The organism is Aeromonas sp. FDAARGOS 1411 (assembly GCF_019047125.1).
GTDB classification, from domain to species: domain Bacteria; phylum Pseudomonadota; class Gammaproteobacteria; order Enterobacterales; family Aeromonadaceae; genus Aeromonas; species Aeromonas veronii.
In genome coordinates this window covers 2,878,075-2,894,722 of the sequence record NZ_CP077214.1, presented here as the reverse complement: position 1 = coordinate 2,894,722, position 16,648 = coordinate 2,878,075, and the positions used below count along the sequence as shown (strand labels likewise).

The following is a 16,648-nucleotide window of genomic DNA, read 5'->3' as shown; positions in this document are numbered from 1 at the left end:
GTCCGTGCCTTTTTCTATCTCTGTTTCGACCGCCAAGGGTCGCCCGTTTGTCGAGGTGAAGTGATGAGCCATCCCCCCATCAAAAAGAAGATGAGCCAGGGTAAACCGCTGTTGTTGCCGCTGGTGCTGGTGATCCTGGTGGTCTGGCTCGGCTGGCGCTTCTGGCTCGCCTATCAGCCGGAGCCGGTGCATCTGCAAGGGCAAATTGAAGCACAGCAGTATTCGGTCTCCTCCAAGGTGCCGGGGCGCATCGACGAAGTGCTGGTGAAAAAGGGTGATCAGCTGACCAAGGATCAGCTGGTCTTTACTCTGGCGAGCCCCGAGATTGAAGCCAAGCTGAGCCAGGCAAAGGCGGGTGAAGCGGCTGCGGGTGCGCTGGCGCAAGAGGCGGAGAAAGGAGCCCGTGCCCAGCAGATCGCTGCGGCCAAGGATCAGTGGCAAAAAGCCAAGGCCGCTGCAGCCCTGCGTGGCAAGACCTATGAGCGGGTGGCCAGCCTGCACCGCGACGGCGTGATGCCGCTGCAAAAACGCGATGAGGCCTGGACCGCCTGGCAAGCCGCCCGCTACAGCGAAGGGATGGCATGGCAGCAGTACCAGATGGCTTTGGAAGGGGCGCGGGAAGAGACCAAGATCGCTGCTCGCGAGAAGGCCAAGATGGCGGCTGGTTCCGTTGCCGAGGTTGAGGCCTATCTGGCCGATACCCGTATCGTCAGCCCCCACACCGGTGAGGTTAGTCAGGTGCTGCTGCGCAGCGGCGAGCTGGCGCCGCAAGGCTTCCCCGTGGTGACCCTGCTCGACATGAGCGATGCCTGGGCCCAGTTCCACGTGCGCGAAGATCTGCTGCCCCGCTTCCCGGTTGGTACCGAGTTCGATGCCCGCATCCCGGGCCTTGGCGATCAGATGGTGCGCTTCAAGGTGACCCATGTGGCCGTGATGGGGGATTTCGCCACCTGGCGTGCCACCGATACCCGTCAGGGCTTCGACATGAAGAGCTTCCAGGTAGAGGCTCGCCCCCTGCAACCGGTTGAGGGGCTGCGGGTTGGCATGAGTGTGCTGGTTGAACTCTGATGGGACGTGAATTTCGGCTGCTGTGGCAGGATCCGTTCAGCCGTGCCCTGATGAGCTGGGTGCCTCTGCTGCTGATGGGGATCCTCTGCTGGATCTTCTCGGCGGGGCTGGCCCGCGACCTCAAGGTGGGGCTGGTGGATCTCGACCACAGCATGCTCTCGCGCCAGCTCACCTTCTCGCTGGATGGTTCGGCCGGGCTCAAGGTCGCGCAACAGTTTGACTCCATCGATGCCGGGGCGCACGCCCTGCGCGGTGGCGACATCTATGCGCTGGTAGTGATCCCCAACCATCTGGAGCGGGATGCCCGTCAGGGCACCCAGCCGCAGGTGACAGTGTTCAACAACGGCCAGTTCATCCTCATCGCCAAGCTGGTCAACTCGGCGCTGGCGCAGGTGGTAGGCACTCTCAATGGTCAGGTGGGTGTGCTGGAGGCGATGGCTGACGGCAAGGCGCTGCCCGGTGCGATTGGGCAGTCGGTGCCCATCAACAGTCAGGTCACTGCGCTCTACAACCTCAACTCCAGCTACGCCCAGTTTCTGCTGAGCGCCATTCTGCCCGCGGTATGGCAGATCCTGGTGGTGCTGTTCGGCCTCAATGCGCTGGCCCGTACCGATCGGCTGGGGCTGGACTGGACCACTCGCGGTGTCTGGTTTGGTCTCTGGCGCACCCTGCTGCCCCACGTGCTGATTGGCTGGGGCTGGGGGATTGTCTGGACGCTGCTGCTGTTCAAGGGCTTCTCCTACCCCATGCACGGTAGCTGGCTGGTATTGCTGGTGGGGCTGGGGCTCGCCTCGGCCGCCTGCGTCACCATGGGGGCTTTTTTCTACGGCATCATCCGGGATCCGGCCCGCGCTCTGTCGCTGGCGGGGGCTTACACTGCGCCCGGTTTTGCCTTTATGGGAGTCACCTTTCCGGTGAGTGCCATGGGGGATTTCGCCCGCTTCTGGCGCAGCCTGCTGCCGGTCTCTCACTATGTCGAGCTGCAGATTGGTCAGAGCAACTACGGTCTGCCCCTCGCATCGGCGCTGCCACAACTGGGGGCCTTGCTGCTGTTCCTGCTCCCCTTGCTGCTGGTGGTGCGCCGTTACAAGCAGCAGGCCGAGCTGGCCCGTCAATCAGCCGCAGTGGCAGTCGCCGAAAAGGAGCCTGAGTGATGCTGGGATTTGTCGATCTGTTGCGCCTCGAGTTGCGCACCCTGCTGGCGGATCGCGCCATCATGCTCACCCTGTTTGGCGGGGTGTTCTTCTACTCCTTCCTCTACCCCCAACCCTATCTGCATCAACTACCGCGGGAAGAGGCGGTGGTGGTGGTCAATGAAGATGGCAGTCAGCTATCGCGCCAGCTGGAGTTTATGGCCGATGCCACGCCGCAGGTGAAGCTGGTAGCGCGGGCCAATTCGCTGGATGAAGCGCGGCAGCTGATGATGGCCGGGAAGGCGAGCGGGATCCTGCATATCCCCAACCACTTCTATCGGGATCTGATGCTGGGCAAGAGCGTGACCCTGAGCTATGCCGGTGATGCCTCCTACTTTCTGGTCTATGGTACCATTGCCGAGGGGCTGGCGCAGGCCGGCGGCACTCTCGCCGCGCAGGTGAAGGTGGCGCGGCTGCTGAGCCACGGCGAGGCGCTGCCACAAGCGGCCATGGGCTGGAATGCGGTGGCCCTCAACGTGGTGCCGGTCTTCAACCCCACCATGGGCTACGTCAACTACGTAGTACCGGCGGTGTTCGTGCTGATCCTCCATCAGGTGCTGCTGATGGGGGCGGGGATCCTGGGGGCGACCCAGAACCAGCGTAGCTGTCGCGGCGAGCAGGGGTACTGGCAAAGCGCGCCGGTGTTGCCGCTGCTGCTGGCCAGAACTCTGGTGCTGGCGGGGTTGTTCCTGCTGCCGGTGAGCTACTTCCTCGGCTTTTGCTTCGATCACTACAATATCGCTCGTCATGCCGACCCGGTGCAGCTTTGGCTGTTCGCCCTGCCGTTCCTGCTGGCGACCTGCTGGTTTGGCGTGGTGCTCGGCGCGATATTTACCCGGCGGGATCTGCCCACTCAGGTGGTGCTGATCTCCTCCCTGCCGCTGGTCTTTCTGGCGGGCTTTATCTGGCCGCTCGAGCTGATCCCGGCCCCCCTCAACTGGCTGGCTCAGTGGGTGCCCACTATCCCCGCCATCGAGGGTTTTCTGCGCCTCAACCAGATGGGGGCCGACTTTGCGCAGGTTGCCCGCTACTGGTGGCAGTTGTGGGGATTGGCGCTGCTCTACGGCGTGCTGGCCTGCCTGCTGCTGCGTTGGCGGCAGCAGTCGTTGCCGGTTGCTCGCCCGTCAGTCGTGCAGAGTGAAACGACCGCCGGTTAGCGGGATGGTGCAAGCGCCCGTGAGATAGCTTGTGCGGTATAGCGAAAGCGGTCAGCCCTTGGGCTGACCGTTTTGCTACGTGGTGGGTATGAGCAGTTTTACTGCTGCTTTAGCCGCGCTGGAGCGTGGGATCGCCGATGGCGTAGATCTGCCCCACCGCCGCATCATCCGCCAGCAGGCGCAGCCCTTGGGCGGCCACATCAGCGCGGCGTACCAGTCCGTGCACCTCCTTGCCCTGACTCAGTTCGGCGCGGCCGGTGGCGTCGCCATCCTGAAGGCCCGCCGGGCGAAGAATGGTCCATGCGAGGGAGCTTGTCTGCAGCCAGCTCTCCGCCAGACTCTTGAGACGCACCTCGTGGCCGAAGGCGGCGCGGGCCCGCTGCGGCAAATATGACCAGCTGTCGCCACAGCCGAGAGAGGTGACCAGCAGCAGCCGTTTCAGGCCTGCCTGCTCCATGGCATCGATCACATGACGGTTGCCCTGATAGTCCACCGGAGCTGCCTGACGGAAGCTACCGAGGGTAGAGACGACTTGGGCATCTTGCCCTGCAGCAATGCAGGCCTGCTGCACCGCTGCCGGATCCAGCGCATCCCCCTCGATCACCTCAACTCCCAGCGCCTCCAGTTCCGTAGCCATCTCGGGGCTGCGTACCAGCGCAACCACCCGGTGACCCTTGTTCAGGGCGTGGTGAGTAAAGGCGCGGCCCAGCCCGCGGCTGGCTCCGAAAATCAGTGTGGTTGGCATAGCTGAGCTCCCTTGGCAAAAGGGGCTAGCCTAGTGGCTTGTTTGTCTGCTGTAAATGAGAGTTGTTTCTATTTGTGCGTCGACAAGGATGAGAAAGTGCGAGCCGCCAGTGACTCGCACTCTTTTGAGAGGGGATCAGCCGTTGTAGTTGCCGATGCTGGGGCGCCGGCTTGGACCGCTCAGGTGGATATCCACCGGATTGAACGCCTTGATAGCCTCATAGCTGAAATCACCGATCGCCTGATGCAGGGTCTGGGGCGTGTGGTTGGTGATGATGATGACGCTTTTTGACAGGTTGCGACGGCGGCGCAGCAGGTGGCCGAGGAAACTGGACTGGCTCTCCGCCATCTTGGCGCGGTTGGCCGATACCTCGTCGATGATCAGCAGATCCACCTCTTCCAGCGCGCGGCGGTACTGGTTGCGCTCGTCCTGATCGGGGATCACGTTGAAGAAGAGGCGATCGACGATGGAGGCCCACTGCTGGAAGATCACCGATTTCTGGTGACGCTCGATCAGCTCGTGCGCAACCGCCCCAGCCAGCGTTGACTTGCCGGTGCCGTAGTCGCCGTAGATCAGCATGCAGCCGCCACCACTCTTCTCCCAGTGCTCGAAACCGCTGATAAAGTAACGGGCTGTTTCGATGGGGTATTGCAGCGCCGGGTCACCGGCATCCATCTTGTCAAATACCCAGTCAGGGTTGAGGTCGGCCTGGGCGATCAGCTTCTGGATCCGCTCCTGACGGGCCGCCTTCTGTAGCTCGCGCACTTCGGCGTTGGCCTTGGCGTCGTACTCCTTGCGCAGGGTCTCGTAGTCATACTGGCCGCCACCGGTCTCTTGTTGCAGGCGACGAATGCGCTCCAGCAGGCCACCTACATGACGGCTCAATTCCGGGTCGTGAATACGGTGATCCTGCTTGGCCTTGGCGATCTTCTGGCGCTTGGCTTCGATCTCTTCCAGCTCCTGGCGCAGGGGATCTTGCGGGTCAGTCATGGAATGCTCCTTCTGCTCGATCAGGGATGGGTAGACAAGGGGTTGATTCTGCCTGCAGGCGGGGGCCGCTATCAATCATTATCCGACTCCTGCTGCGCTGCGGGTTCTTGCGTCTGCTGTTGGGCCAGTCGCTTGGCCTCTTCAATCATCTGTTGGGCCCGTTTGCTGGGGCCCGACTCTGCCGGGGCCGGCGTCACCTGCTGGTAGCCCTGCACCTCCATCGGCTTGCGACGGGTATAGCGGCGGGTCTTGAGGGCGCGAATAAACTTGAGCATCCATTGATGCTGGGAGTCGAATACCTCGGGGCGCCCCAGCCAGTAGGCGATAAATTCTCCCAGATCCTCTTCGCTATAGCTGGCATCGATCACCCCGCACAGACGGGCGAGGGCGGGCAACTCTTCGTCCGGGCGCCATTGCAGATGCATCTGGAAGGGGCGTTCCGGCAGCGGGCTGCGCAATTTCTGGGTCAGTAGCGGCAACTGGAACGGGCACTGATGGTAGTGCTCACTCTCGGGCTGAGCCTCGACTTGCAGCAGGCCCGCCTCCATCAGTTCATCAAACAGCTCGGTGAGCTGGCGGGCATTGACCTGAAACGAAAAGCCGCAGGGATCTCCCGGATCGACCACTGCCAGCGCCCGACCTAGCTCGGGATAGTTGAGCCTTGCCGCCTGATTTTCCAGCACCAGTCGGCGCAGCTGCAGGGTATAGAGACTGCGGGCCGGATGGGACAATCTTGGGTGGGCAAGGGCACTGTATTCGGCTGGGGTCATGGTCTTCTTTATGAGCTGGAGTGGGGGGCATTATCCCTTATGGCGCCCACTTGCACAATTCGGATGGCGGTCGTAGTCGTGGGGCCACCCGAGCGAATAGAGCTGCGCGGGCAGATAGGATTCTCTTGATGCCATCGTATGATCGAGGTCTACTTTTGACGCAGGGTTTCCGCGCTGACCGTACTTTTGAGCTAGTCTTAATACCTAAATAACCAATTGACTAATAAGAGCTTTATCAAGATGTCAAAAGCCGGGCTACGGATCCTGGTGGTGGAGGACGAGGCCGTTTTTCGCCACTCGTTAGTGAGTTACCTCGCACGGGACGGGGCAACGGTGTTTCAGGCCGAAGATGGTATTGAGGGGCTATCGGCGGCGGCCCTCTACCATCCCGATGTGGTGCTCTGCGATCTCAATATGCCCAATATGGATGGCCACGAGGTGATCGCCTGCCTCTCTGCACGCTATCCCCATATTCCGGTTATCGTCATTTCGGCCCAGAGCACCATGGAGGCAGTCGCCAGCGCCTTGCGTGCCGGTGCGCGGGACTATCTGCTCAAACCCCTCGAGGATTACGCGCTGGTCGAGCGCAGCATCGAACAGTGTCTCAACGGCAGCGCCAGCCGGGCGCAGCAACTGGAGCTGATGGATCACATCGACTATTTCAGTGCCCACGACAAGGCGGCCAGCCGTCTGCTGGCGGGGCTCAAGCCGCCGGGCTTGCAGGAGTGGGGCCCCTGGCAGGTCACGTTCAAGGGGCTGGGGCAGCTGTTTATTCCCGATACCTTCAAGGTGGAAGACAAGCTGCTGGTGCTGGTGATGGAGCTGCCGATCATGGGGACGGATGCGGCATTTTGTGGTGCGCTGGTGCGATCCTTGATGAATGTCCCCTACCGCCAGTTTCAGCAGAACGAGAGCCGGTTGCTGAGCCAGCCGCACCGGTTGCTCGACTACCTCAACCATCAGTTGATGGCGTCCGGGCTTCGCCACTCTTTTGCCATGGCGGCGCTGCTGTTTGATCAGCATGATGGACTGGTGTTTGCCAACGCAGGGCTCACCTCTCCCCACTGGCTGATGCGCTCCGGTGGCTTGCCCCTTGGCCTGATGCGCAGTAGCCACTACGCCCTGCACAAACGTAGCTGGCATGAACCGTTCGCCCTGCAGTTTCGCAGCGACAGCGGCGGCTCACTGGATGTGCAGGTTCGTCATCACTGATGCCGCCTGATAAACAGGCCAAAACAAACAGGGCGCCGATGGGCGCCCTGTTTGTTGTTTACAATCCTGACCGTTTAGACGGTGGCGGATTGCAGTTTCTTCTCTTGCGCTTGCGGCTCTTTGGCCGGGCCTTCGGCACCGTGCATCCAGTAAACCAGGCGGTTGGCCATGGTCAGCAGGATCAGGGCGCTCAGTATCGCAGCCAGGGCGATGCCACCGAAGATGGCGATCGGACCGGCTTCACCTACGAAGGAGCCGATAAAGCCCGCAGCGTAGTTGGCCAGGGCAACGAAGCCAAACCAGGCACCCATCATCAGGGAAGCCAGACGCAGCGGAGCCAGTTTGGTCACCATGGAGAGGCCGATCGGGGAGAGGCAGAGCTCGCCCAGGGTGTGGAACAGGTAAGCACCTACCAGCCAGAACATGGAGGTCTTGACGGTGTTGTCACCACCCTGCTGCAGCACGGCACCGACCATGAACAGGAAGCCGATAGCCAGGAACAGCAGACCCATGGCGAATTTCACCGGAGAGTTCGGCTCTTTCTTGCCGAGCTTGATCCAGATGGCCGCAACGACCGGTGCCAGGGTGATAATGAAGAAGGGGTTCAGGGACTGGAACCAGGCGGTCGGCACTTCGAAGCTGCCGATCATGCGGTCGGTATACTCCTGGGTGTAGAGGTTCATCAGACCACCGGCCTGCTCGAAACCGGCCCAGAAGATGATGGTGAACAGACCCAGTACCAGAATAACCTTGATGCGATCCACTTCCTGCTTGGTCAGCGGTGCTTTCTGCTCGGTAGTACGCAGGGCGGCTGCACGCTGGGCGGCAGTGACGCGACCGATGTCACCTAGGAAACGCTGGGCCATGGTGGCCTGGATTACCAGAGAGAGCAGCATACCGATACCGGCGCCGACGAAGGCGGCTTGCCAGCCGTAGGCGGTGGCAGCAGCACCACAGATCACGCCTGCCAGCAGGGAGCCCAGGTTGATACCCATGTAGAAGATGGTGAAAGCACCATCACGGCGGTGATCGCCCTCTTCATAGAGGTCACCCACCATGGTGGAGATGTTCGGTTTGAACAGGCCGTTACCCACGATCAGCAACGCGAGGCCCGCGTAGAACATGGTGTTGACCATATCCGGGAACATGGCGTGGGGCAGTGCCAGAGTGAACTGACCTGCGGCCATCAGCACGGCACCGATCAGGATGGCACGACGTTGACCCAAGAAGGTGTCAGCCAGCCAGCCGCCGATCAGCGGAGTGATATAAACCAGGCCGGTATAGATACCGTAGAGTTTGAGGGCATCTGCCTGACTCCAGCCCAGACCGCCGTTGGCAGTCAGGTCGGTCAGATAGAGCACCAGCACGGCACGCATGCCGTAATAGGAGAATCTCTCCCACAGTTCGGTACTAAAGAGCAAAAAAAGCCCTTTAGGGTGACCTAAAAAGGTCCCTTTTGACGGGTTATTCATTGGAACTTCCACCTGTGTCTTATATTTTTTTGAGTTTTTTATGCAAGGGCGAGAAACACGCCTCAATCCTTATAGAGCATGTGTGAATAAATTACAACATTATGATTTGCTGAGAGTTTATTTACTCTTGATTGATTTTTTGTTGCAAAAATGAAAAAGGAGCATCATTTGATGCCCCTTGAATACGTCTATAAAAAACAGATTTATCAGCGATTACAACTGCTTGACGAACTGCTTCAGCCAGCCGATGAATTCACCATTCAGCTCGTGATGGCGCACACCATATTCCACATTGGCTTTCATGTAGCCCAGCTTGCTGCCGCAATCGTGGCTCTTGCCCTTCATGAAGTAGGCGTTGACCTGCTCCTGCTCCATCAGCATGGCGATGGCGTCAGTCAGCTGGATCTCGTCACCGGCACCGGCCGGGGTCTTCTCCAGCAGCGGCCAGATATTGGAGGAGAGGACGTAACGACCCACCACCGCCAGATTGGAGGGGGCTTCGTCACGGGGCGGCTTCTCGACAATGGCCTGCATCGGCAGGGACATCCCCTCGCTCAGGGCCTCGCCCTTGATGTCGGCGATGCCGTACTTGTCCACTTCGCTCTCGGGAACCGCTTCCACCATGATCTGGCTGATCTGGTTCTCTTCGTACATGTGCACCATCTCGGCCAAGTTGTCCTGCTTGGGGTTGCTGGCAACGTCGTCGATCAGCACATCCGGCAGCAGCACGGCGAAGGGGTTGTCACCGATCAGCGGACGGGCACACAACACCGCGTGGCCCAGACCTTTGGCCTCCCCCTGACGGACGTGCATGATGGTGACGTCTTTCGGGCAGATCTGTTGCACCTCTTCCAGCAGCTGACGCTTGACTCGCTTCTCGAGGGTCGCTTCCAATTCGAAACTCTTGTCGAAGTGGTTTTCGATGGAGTTCTTGCTCGAGTGGGTGACCAGCACGATCTCTTTGATACCGGCGGCGATGGCTTCGCGCACTACGTACTGGATCAGTGGTTTGTCGACCACCGGCAACATCTCTTTCGGGATGGCCTTGGTGGCTGGCAGCATACGGGTACCCAGACCGGCTACCGGGAGCACGGCCTTACGAACAACAAGAGGAGTCTTTTTCATGGAAAACTATCCAGCGGGATTAAAGTGCGGCAATCATACCCCAAGAAAAATGGGGCAGCCACAGGCTGCCCCATTTGCAACTGATCCATTCGACTTTATTTGACTATTATCATGTCCCTGTTGGCTTCCAGCGTGGCCGGGCCAATGCCATTGACATCTGCCAGCTGATCGACCGAGGTGAACTTTCCCTGTTTTTCCCGATAGTCGACGATGGCTTGTGCCTTCTTGTCGCCAATCCCTTTCAGGCTGGTGAGTTCGGCAAGGGTGGCGGTATTGATATTCAGCTTGCCGGACTCCTTGGCAACCGCGGTCGTGGTTGTTTGCTTGGGCGCTGCCTTATCTACGGCCAGCACAGGTTGGCTGAACAGGGGCAAGCAGGCCAGCAGCATGACAGCAGAGAGCTTCTTCATCAGCATTTCCATTCCTCCATGATGTGGATATTGCCGAGTGGCACATTGATGAATAGCGTATCGAACGGGTCTTTTTCACTGTTATTTCTAACAGGTCAAATCCTCATGCCGATGGCGAAAAATTTGCTATAAGCGCTTAGCTATGAATGCCCTCATATATCCAACCTTATGATCTTGAATCTATTTTAGATACATCTTTAAGGTGGCAGGCACGCTTTCCCGCGGCGCTACGCTCGAGACATTTCTGGCACATCACATGGCATTATTCTGTGCAACACTGCGCTGATGGCATGTTTCACTGGTCTTCAAAAGAGAACTAAGAAAAAAGGCTGCTCACCTGGGGTGAGCAGCCTTTGTGATCGGTTTTTTCAGGCTAGAGCTGATTAAGCTTGTTCGTCAGCCTGGGCAGCCTGGATACCGGTCAGGGCGATGGTGTAGACGATGTCGTCAACCAGGGCACCACGGGAGAGGTCGTTGACCGGCTTGCGCATGCCTTGCAGCATCGGGCCGATGGAGACCAGGTCAGCGGAACGCTGCACCGCCTTGTAGGTGGTGTTACCTGTGTTCAGATCCGGGAACACGAACACGGTGGCTTTACCGGCAACCGGTGAGTTCGGTGCCTTGGACTTGGCCACGTTCTCCATGATGGCCGCGTCGTACTGCAGGGGGCCGTCGATGATGAGGTCGGGGCGCTTGGCCTTGGCCAGCTCGGTCGCTTCACGCACTTTCTCTACATCGGCACCGGCGCCAGAGGTACCGGTGGAGTAGGAGATCATGGCGACGCGCGGCTCGATGCCGAAAGCGGCAGCGGAGTCAGCGGACTGGATGGCGATCTCGGCCAGCTGCTCGGCAGTCGGATCCGGGTTGATCGCGCAGTCACCGTAGACCAGCACCTGGTCAGGCAGCAGCATGAAGAAGATGGAGGAGATCAGGGAAGAGCCCGGAGCGGTCTTGATGATCTGCATCGGCGGACGGATGGTGTTGGCAGTGGTGTGCACCGCGCCGGATACCAGGCCGTCAACTTCGTTGCGTTCCAGCATCATGGTACCCAGTACCACGTTGTCTTCCAGCTGCTCGCGGGCAACCACTTCGGTCATGCCCTTGTTCTTGCGCAGCTCGACCAGACGCGGCACATAGCGCTCGCGCACAACGGCCGGATCGATGATCTCGACGCGATCGGTCAGAACTACACCCTGCTGCTCGGCAACGCGACGGATCTCTTCCGGGTTACCCAGCAGCACCGGACGGGCTATGCCACGCTCGGCACAGATGGCGGCAGCCTTGATGGTGCGCGGCTCGTCGCCTTCCGGCAGCACGACACGCTTGTTGGCCTGACGGGCCAGCTCGGTCAGCTGATAACGGAACGCCGGCGGGCTCAGGCGACGGGAACGGGTAGAGCTGACAGTCAGTGACTCGATCCAGTGCTTGTCGATGTGGCCAGCGACGTAGTCCTGTACCAGCTCGATACGCTCGCGGTCATCTTCCGGAATGTCGACGTTGAAGTTCTGCAGGCTGACGGCGGTCTGCCAGGTGTTGGTACCGGTCATCATGATCGGCAGGCCGGTGGCCATGGCCTGTTGGCACAGCGCCATTACCTGCGGCTCCGGATGATAGTTACCGGTCAGCAGCAGGGCGCCCAGCTTGACGCCGTTCATGGCGGAGAGGCAGGCAGAGACGATGACGTCAGAGCGGTCGCCGGAGGTCACCAGCAGGCTGCCCGGACGGAAGTGCTCGACCATGTTGTGGATGGAGCGGGCGCAGAAGGTCACGGTCTGCAAACGGCGGCTGTCCAGCTCACCCTTGTGCAGGATCTTGGCGGCCAGATGCTTGGCGAGATCCTTGGCGCGCGGGGCGATCAGCTGGGTGTTCCAGGGGATGCAACCCAGGATGCGCAGCGGGCTCTTGCCAAACACTTGCAGCACTTCCAGGTTGTGAGCCGCGTCGGAAGCGTGGTGATGGGCTTCGAACATCTCGGTCAGGTCAGGGCGGGTTACGCCATGCTCGTCAACCGGCGCGCCAACCTTGTTGATCACGCAGCCAACGATACGGGGGTTGTTGACACCACCGAAGTTGGAGCAAGCCAGTTCGATGCGCTCTTTCAGCTTCTGGCTGGAGTCATGGCCCGGATGGGTCACGAATACCATGTCGGCATCCAGAGCTTTAGCGACGTCGTAGTTCAGCTTGTTGGCAAAGGGCTGCTTGTCGGTCGGCACCATACCTTCGACAACCAGCACTTCGGCACCACTGGATTTCACGTGCTCTTCGAAGCGGGCAACGATCTCTTCCAGCAGGATGTCGGTGTTGCTGGAGCTGATCATGTTCTCGGCGTAGGAGAGGGTGAACGGCTCGGGCGGGTTGATGTTGGCAGCAGCGCGGATAACGGCGGTTGAGCGCTCGGCACCGGTTTCACCCGGACGCGGCTGGGCAACCGGTTTGAAGAAGCTGACATTGACACCGTGACGTTCCATGGCGCGAACAACGCCCAGACTCACGGAAGTTACGCCGACACCAGTGCCGACCGGGATAAGCATAATAGTGCGTGCCACTTTATACCCCTTGTTCATTTTTTGGGATCAGGAAAAGGCCGCCCTGTGGGCGGCCTCGAGTTACTGCGTCAATTAAGCGCCGACCAGTTCCAGCGCGTCGTGGGCGATAACCCACTCTTCGTTGGTCGGGATAACCAGGGCCTTGGTAGAACCAGCCTTGGTGATCTCGCCACCCTTGCCAAAACGAGCCTTCAGGTTGGCGTCGTGATCAACGTCAAAGCCCAGCAGACCCAGCTTGTTCAGGGTGATTTCACGGATCGGGGCAGAGTTTTCACCGATACCACCGGTGAAAACAACGGCGTCCAGACGACCGTCCATGGCGGCAGCGTAGGCGCCGATGTACTTGGCCAGGCGATAGCAGTAAACGTCCATAGCACGCTTGGCTTCTTCTTTGCTGTCGTAGTTGTCTTCAACAAAACGGCAGTCGGAGGTTACTTCGGTCAGACCCAGCAGGCCGGACTCTTTGGTCAGCATGGTGTTGATATCGGCCACGCTCATGCCCAGCTTGTCGTGCAGGAAGAAGATGATGGCCGGGTCCAGATCGCCGGAACGGGTACCCATCACCAGACCTTCCAGCGGAGTCAGGCCCATGGAGGTATCAACGGATTTGCCGTTCTTGATGGCGCAGACGGAACCGCCGTTGCCCAGGTGGCAGTTGATGATGTTCAGCTCTTCAACCGGCTTGTTCAGCTGCTTGGCAGCTTCCAGGCTGATGTAGTAGTGGCTGGTGCCGTGAGCGCCGTAGCGACGGATGCCGTTCTCTTTGTAGAGTTTGTACGGCAGGGCGTACAGGAAGGCTTCTTCCGGCATGGTCTGGTGGAACGCGGTATCGAATACGGCCACGTTCTTGTCAGCCAGCGCCGGGAATACGCGGCGAGCTTCACGGATACCGATCAGGTGAGCCGGGTTGTGCAGCGGTGCGTACGGAACAGCGGCTTCAATGCCAGCAATCACGTCTTCGCAGATGACAACGGAAGAGGTGAAGCGCTCGCCGCCGTGAACAACACGGTGACCGATGGCGATCAGGTTCTTGGACAGTTCCGGATTGAGCGGCAGGATCTTGTTGACGATGAAGTCCAGCGCTTCCTGGTGAGCGGCACCCGCGCCCAGATCGGCACTGCCTTTCTCGCCATTCAGTTTCCACTTGATGCGGGCGTCGTCGAGGTTGAAGCACTCGGCCAGGCCGGACAGCAGGTCATCACCGGTGGTTGCGTCAATGACGGCAAACTTCAGGGAAGAGCTGCCACAGTTAAGAACAAGAACCAGCTTACTCATGAATAAATCCTATCGCAGATTGGGTTGTGTAGGCGGATGCGTTGGACGCGGTGCGGCCAAAAACTTTCAACTTATCCTTATGAGGGTTGGCAATCTGTTGCTTGCCCCTTGTATAGTGATACAAGACCCGAAATCCAGACGTCCCTGACAGGTCAATAGCAAGAAGCTTTTGACGCAAAAATGGGCGTACAAAGGATAACCCGATTGTTGAAAAATAACAAAGTCATCCTCAACCTTTGTTACTTTGCATCAAATTTTGTCGAGGTTTTGCCGTTAGTACGTTCAAAAAGCGCTCGGAGGTAGTATGAGCATGAACATTTTTGGAACTAAGTTACAGCAAGGCCGCCATTATATGACGCTTTGGCCGCGCCGTCCCGAGCTCAATTCGATGTTTCCTGAAAATCGGGTGATCAAGGCGACCGAGTTCGCCCTCAAGGTGATCCCCGCGCTGGCGGTGTTGAGCGTGATGCTGCAGTTCCAGTTTGGCGAGCTGCACTACTGGCCTTCCGTCATCACCTCGGTGCTGTTTCTGCTCAGTTTGCCGCTGCAAGGTTACTACTGGCTCGGCCAGCGTGCCGACACCCGTTTACCCCCGTCGCTGGCGAGCTGGTATCGGGAGATCAACGGCAAGATGAATGAGCAGGGTGGCCGTCGTCAGCTGGTGTCTCAGCCGCGCTATGAAGAGCTGGCCGATACCCTCAAGGCCGCCTTCCAGCAGCTCGATAAATCCTTTCTCTACGAATAACCCGTTTCAGATGCAAAAAGGCGCCAGTGGCGCCTTTTTGTTGTCTGGTGCCCTGCCATCAGGCAGCCAGCACTTTGCGGATCTCCTGGATGGAGAGCTTGTACTGACGGGGGCACTGACGCCACACCTGCAGCATCCGCTGGTACTTGTCACGCATGGCGATGTCGCTGGAGAGCTCGTCGCACGGGCACTTGAGCTCGGGGAAGCGCTTGTCCACCTCCAGCAGGAAGCAGACGTAGTCGGCCAGCTCACGCTCCTGGCTGCGGCTGTAGCCGTTGAACTCCAGCCGACTGGCGTTGATCTCGCCCTGATCGGCTACATCCAAATTGCCCCATGAGATGGCCAGTGCGTGGTGCAGCTCCAGGGTGTCGATTACCTCCTGGCAAGTCGCCAGATCCAGATGGCCGAAGCTCTTCTCCAGCTCGAGGATCTGCAGGCAGTAGCCGCGCTCGATGATGGTGCTGGCGCGTTGGTAGACGTCCGCTTTCTCCGGATTGAGTTTCGCCAGAATTTCGTACTGGTTGCTCAGGATCAAACGCTCAGTGTTGCTCATGTTCATGGGATATCTCGCTGGAAGATGATTCTGGGGTCACGTTAACCCATATATAAAATGAATTTTTTGATCTGGGCGGGGGAGTTGGTGAGAAAAATCCGCTGGCAAGGGGCGGCTGAGCAGACGAAAAAGGCCTGCATGGCAGGCCTTTCAATGACGCAGGGGAGGATTATCCCTTGAGGAAATCCAGTACCACCTGATGGTGATCGCTGGTTTTGAACTTGTCGAAGTGGTGGGCAATCTTGCCCTCTTCATCGATCAGGAAGCTCTGACGGTGAATGCCGTCATACTCCTTGCCCATGAACTTCTTCGGGCCCCAGACGCCAAAGGCATCGGCGACGGCGTGGTCTTCATCGGCCAGCAGGGTGAAGTTGAGCTGGTCCCGCTCTTCGAACTTTTTCAGACGTTTGGCCGGATCCGGACTGATGCCAAGCACCACCACATTGAGGGCGGCCAGCTCGGCGTTCACATCGCGCAGGCTGCAGGCCTGGGTGGTGCAGCCGGGAGTCATCGCCTTGGGGTAGAAATAGACCAGCACCTTCTTGCCGCGCAGGCCAGCGAGGCTGACCTGATTGCCATTCTGGTCGGGCAGGGAGAAATCGGGGGCGGGGCTGCCAGCTTGTGGTGGTTGCATGGGGTCTCCTCGGGTAAAACGCCCTCAGGCGTGTTTGCGATTGACGATAAACTCGAACGATTCGGCACCCAGTTGACGACAGAATTCGGCGAAGGCGGTTTGCGAACCTTCCACTTCACCCTCTCTGGCCAGATTGAGCTGAAAACTGATCTTCAGCAGGTTGAACGGCTGTTGCTCCAGGGTCATGGATTGCATCGCCTGAATGTTCCAGCCATGTTCGCTGAAGAACTGGGTGCACTGGCTTACGATGCCGGGCTCGTCGCGGATCAACAGGTCGGCACTAGCGCGGATGTCATACTGCAGGGACTGGTGGCGCTCGGTGCGTTTCATCATGGTGATGAGATCCCACTCCTGACTACGCAGGGGCAGGCTGATTTCGAGTTGCATCATGCTGTTCCAGTCGCCCGAGAGCAGCATGATAAAGGTAAATTCATTGCCGAAGATGCCAAGGCGGCTGTCCACAATGTTGCAACCACAGCCACTGACGTGGCGGGTCACTTCATTGACGATGCCAGGCCTGTCCGTGCCGATGGCCGTTACGACCAGGTAGTGAGTCATAAATCTTCTCTCGTCCGTTATTTCGTTGCGAAAGCCGCGCTGGCAAGCCAACCCTCCGGCCCTGATGACCACTCCCTGAGGGACGCTGCCGACTTTCGTCCATTACTTTTTGTTCCGGATGGTATCACGGCTTGCCCCCTCTCTCCCTTGTTTTTCAAAGGGGTCAGCTTTACCATTACGCCCCTGAAAATCGGG

16 protein-coding genes are annotated in these 16,648 nt (G+C 59.2%); 5 read left to right on the top strand and 11 right to left on the bottom strand.

The genetic code is table 11. The features are described 5' to 3' along the window. The first annotated feature begins 63 nt into the window (after positions 1 to 63). The 3 genes from I6L41_RS12885 to I6L41_RS12875 are packed head-to-tail and all read left to right on the top strand — an operon-like array spanning position 64 to position 3,418. Entirely contained in the window at positions 64 to 1,068 is a 1,005-nt protein-coding gene (locus I6L41_RS12885; protein WP_081849386.1) for an HlyD family secretion protein, read from the top strand. After that, positions 1,068 to 2,222, top strand: a complete 1,155-nt coding sequence (locus I6L41_RS12880) for an ABC transporter permease (RefSeq protein WP_216959303.1) — start codon at positions 1,068 to 1,070, stop codon at positions 2,220 to 2,222. The genes I6L41_RS12885 and I6L41_RS12880 overlap by 1 nt, the downstream gene beginning before the upstream one ends. After that, positions 2,222 to 3,418, top strand: a complete 1,197-nt coding sequence (locus I6L41_RS12875; protein ID WP_216959299.1) for an ABC transporter permease — start codon at positions 2,222 to 2,224, stop codon at positions 3,416 to 3,418. The genes I6L41_RS12880 and I6L41_RS12875 overlap by 1 nt, the downstream gene beginning before the upstream one ends. A 109-nt stretch (positions 3,419 to 3,527) precedes the next feature. Here I6L41_RS12875 and I6L41_RS12870 read toward each other — a convergent pair whose 3' ends face one another. From I6L41_RS12870 to I6L41_RS12860, 3 genes are all read right to left on the bottom strand, one after another. Further along, the gene (locus I6L41_RS12870; RefSeq protein WP_216959297.1) at positions 3,528 to 4,163 is read right to left on the bottom strand and encodes an SDR family oxidoreductase; all 636 of its coding nucleotides are present in this window, start codon (positions 4,161 to 4,163) and stop codon (positions 3,528 to 3,530) included. 135 nt (positions 4,164 to 4,298) lie between these two features. Further along, positions 4,299 to 5,153, bottom strand: a complete 855-nt coding sequence (locus I6L41_RS12865) for a DnaA/Hda family protein (protein ID WP_216959293.1) — start codon at positions 5,151 to 5,153, stop codon at positions 4,299 to 4,301. A 71-nt stretch (positions 5,154 to 5,224) separates the two neighbouring features. Next, positions 5,225 to 5,923 carry a DnaT-like ssDNA-binding domain-containing protein gene (locus I6L41_RS12860; RefSeq protein ID WP_216959290.1) on the bottom strand — a complete coding sequence of 233 codons (699 nt, stop codon included), beginning with the start codon at positions 5,921 to 5,923 and terminating at the stop codon, positions 5,225 to 5,227. A 240-nt stretch (positions 5,924 to 6,163) separates the two neighbouring features. Here I6L41_RS12860 and I6L41_RS12855 point away from each other — a divergent pair, with 240 nt between their 5' ends. Next, positions 6,164 to 7,135 (top strand): response regulator, encoded by a 972-nt coding sequence (locus I6L41_RS12855; protein WP_204484104.1) that lies wholly within the window; start codon positions 6,164 to 6,166, stop codon positions 7,133 to 7,135. Between the two features lie 74 nt (positions 7,136 to 7,209). On the opposite strand, the gene I6L41_RS12850 is transcribed toward I6L41_RS12855, so the two are convergent. The 5 genes from I6L41_RS12850 to I6L41_RS12830 all read right to left on the bottom strand — a co-directional run bounded on the left by I6L41_RS12850 (position 7,210) and on the right by I6L41_RS12830 (position 13,963). After that, positions 7,210 to 8,607: a peptide MFS transporter gene (locus I6L41_RS12850; protein ID WP_040065012.1), complete on the bottom strand. Its 1,398-nt coding sequence runs from the start codon at positions 8,605 to 8,607 to the stop codon at positions 7,210 to 7,212. A 213-nt stretch (positions 8,608 to 8,820) separates the two neighbouring features. Further along, complete coding sequence (gene galU / locus I6L41_RS12845; RefSeq protein ID WP_139405564.1) at positions 8,821 to 9,732, bottom strand: UTP--glucose-1-phosphate uridylyltransferase GalU; 912 nt, start codon at positions 9,730 to 9,732, stop codon at positions 8,821 to 8,823. A gap of 95 nt (positions 9,733 to 9,827) precedes the next feature. Then, complete coding sequence (locus tag I6L41_RS12840) at positions 9,828 to 10,148, bottom strand: ComEA family DNA-binding protein (RefSeq protein ID WP_111900685.1); 321 nt, start codon at positions 10,146 to 10,148, stop codon at positions 9,828 to 9,830. Between the two features lie 377 nt (positions 10,149 to 10,525). After that, positions 10,526 to 12,706 carry a phosphate acetyltransferase gene (pta, locus tag I6L41_RS12835; protein ID WP_005339119.1) on the bottom strand — a complete coding sequence of 727 codons (2,181 nt, stop codon included), beginning with the start codon at positions 12,704 to 12,706 and terminating at the stop codon, positions 10,526 to 10,528. A gap of 54 nt (positions 12,707 to 12,760) precedes the next feature. Continuing rightward, positions 12,761 to 13,963 carry an acetate kinase gene (locus I6L41_RS12830; protein WP_216959287.1) on the bottom strand — a complete coding sequence of 401 codons (1,203 nt, stop codon included), beginning with the start codon at positions 13,961 to 13,963 and terminating at the stop codon, positions 12,761 to 12,763. 304 nt (positions 13,964 to 14,267) lie between these two features. Between I6L41_RS12830 and yfbV the strand changes: the two genes are divergently transcribed. Beyond that, the gene (yfbV, locus tag I6L41_RS12825; protein WP_005339116.1) at positions 14,268 to 14,708 is read left to right on the top strand and encodes a terminus macrodomain insulation protein YfbV; all 441 of its coding nucleotides are present in this window, start codon (positions 14,268 to 14,270) and stop codon (positions 14,706 to 14,708) included. Between the two features lie 58 nt (positions 14,709 to 14,766). Here the strand turns inward: yfbV and I6L41_RS12820 are convergent, their stop codons facing one another. The 3 genes from I6L41_RS12820 to I6L41_RS12810 form a co-directional block, all read right to left on the bottom strand. Next, complete coding sequence (locus I6L41_RS12820; protein ID WP_216959284.1) at positions 14,767 to 15,267, bottom strand: YfbU family protein; 501 nt, start codon at positions 15,265 to 15,267, stop codon at positions 14,767 to 14,769. A 163-nt stretch (positions 15,268 to 15,430) separates the two neighbouring features. Further along, a complete protein-coding gene (gene bcp / locus I6L41_RS12815; protein WP_216959280.1) occupies positions 15,431 to 15,895 on the bottom strand; it encodes a thioredoxin-dependent thiol peroxidase in 465 nt (154 codons plus the stop codon). Positions 15,896 to 15,919: 24 nt separating this feature from the next. Then, positions 15,920 to 16,453, bottom strand: a complete 534-nt coding sequence (locus tag I6L41_RS12810) for a glycine cleavage system protein R (RefSeq protein WP_064337273.1) — start codon at positions 16,451 to 16,453, stop codon at positions 15,920 to 15,922. Positions 16,454 to 16,648: the final 195 nt, after the last annotated feature.

Coding starts and splice junctions, on each gene's coding strand:
- I6L41_RS12875 (WP_216959299.1), top strand. CDS start 2,222: ATGCTGGGATTTGTCGATCTGTTGCGCCTCGAGTTGCGCACCCTGCTG.
- I6L41_RS12870 (WP_216959297.1), bottom strand. CDS start 4,163: ATGCCAACCACACTGATTTTCGGAGCCAGCCGCGGGCTGGGCCGCGCC.
- I6L41_RS12850 (WP_040065012.1), bottom strand. CDS start 8,607: ATGAATAACCCGTCAAAAGGGACCTTTTTAGGTCACCCTAAAGGGCTT.
- bcp (WP_216959280.1), bottom strand. CDS start 15,895: ATGCAACCACCACAAGCTGGCAGCCCCGCCCCCGATTTCTCCCTGCCC.
- I6L41_RS12855 (WP_204484104.1), top strand. CDS start 6,164: ATGTCAAAAGCCGGGCTACGGATCCTGGTGGTGGAGGACGAGGCCGTT.
- yfbV (WP_005339116.1), top strand. CDS start 14,268: ATGAGCATGAACATTTTTGGAACTAAGTTACAGCAAGGCCGCCATTAT.
- I6L41_RS12885 (WP_081849386.1), top strand. CDS start 64: ATGAGCCATCCCCCCATCAAAAAGAAGATGAGCCAGGGTAAACCGCTG.
- galU (WP_139405564.1), bottom strand. CDS start 9,732: ATGAAAAAGACTCCTCTTGTTGTTCGTAAGGCCGTGCTCCCGGTAGCC.
- pta (WP_005339119.1), bottom strand. CDS start 12,706: ATGAACAAGGGGTATAAAGTGGCACGCACTATTATGCTTATCCCGGTC.
- I6L41_RS12860 (WP_216959290.1), bottom strand. CDS start 5,923: ATGACCCCAGCCGAATACAGTGCCCTTGCCCACCCAAGATTGTCCCAT.
- I6L41_RS12820 (WP_216959284.1), bottom strand. CDS start 15,267: ATGAACATGAGCAACACTGAGCGTTTGATCCTGAGCAACCAGTACGAA.
- I6L41_RS12830 (WP_216959287.1), bottom strand. CDS start 13,963: ATGAGTAAGCTGGTTCTTGTTCTTAACTGTGGCAGCTCTTCCCTGAAG.
- I6L41_RS12810 (WP_064337273.1), bottom strand. CDS start 16,453: ATGACTCACTACCTGGTCGTAACGGCCATCGGCACGGACAGGCCTGGC.
- I6L41_RS12840 (WP_111900685.1), bottom strand. CDS start 10,148: ATGCTGATGAAGAAGCTCTCTGCTGTCATGCTGCTGGCCTGCTTGCCC.
- I6L41_RS12865 (WP_216959293.1), bottom strand. CDS start 5,153: ATGACTGACCCGCAAGATCCCCTGCGCCAGGAGCTGGAAGAGATCGAA.
- I6L41_RS12880 (WP_216959303.1), top strand. CDS start 1,068: ATGGGACGTGAATTTCGGCTGCTGTGGCAGGATCCGTTCAGCCGTGCC.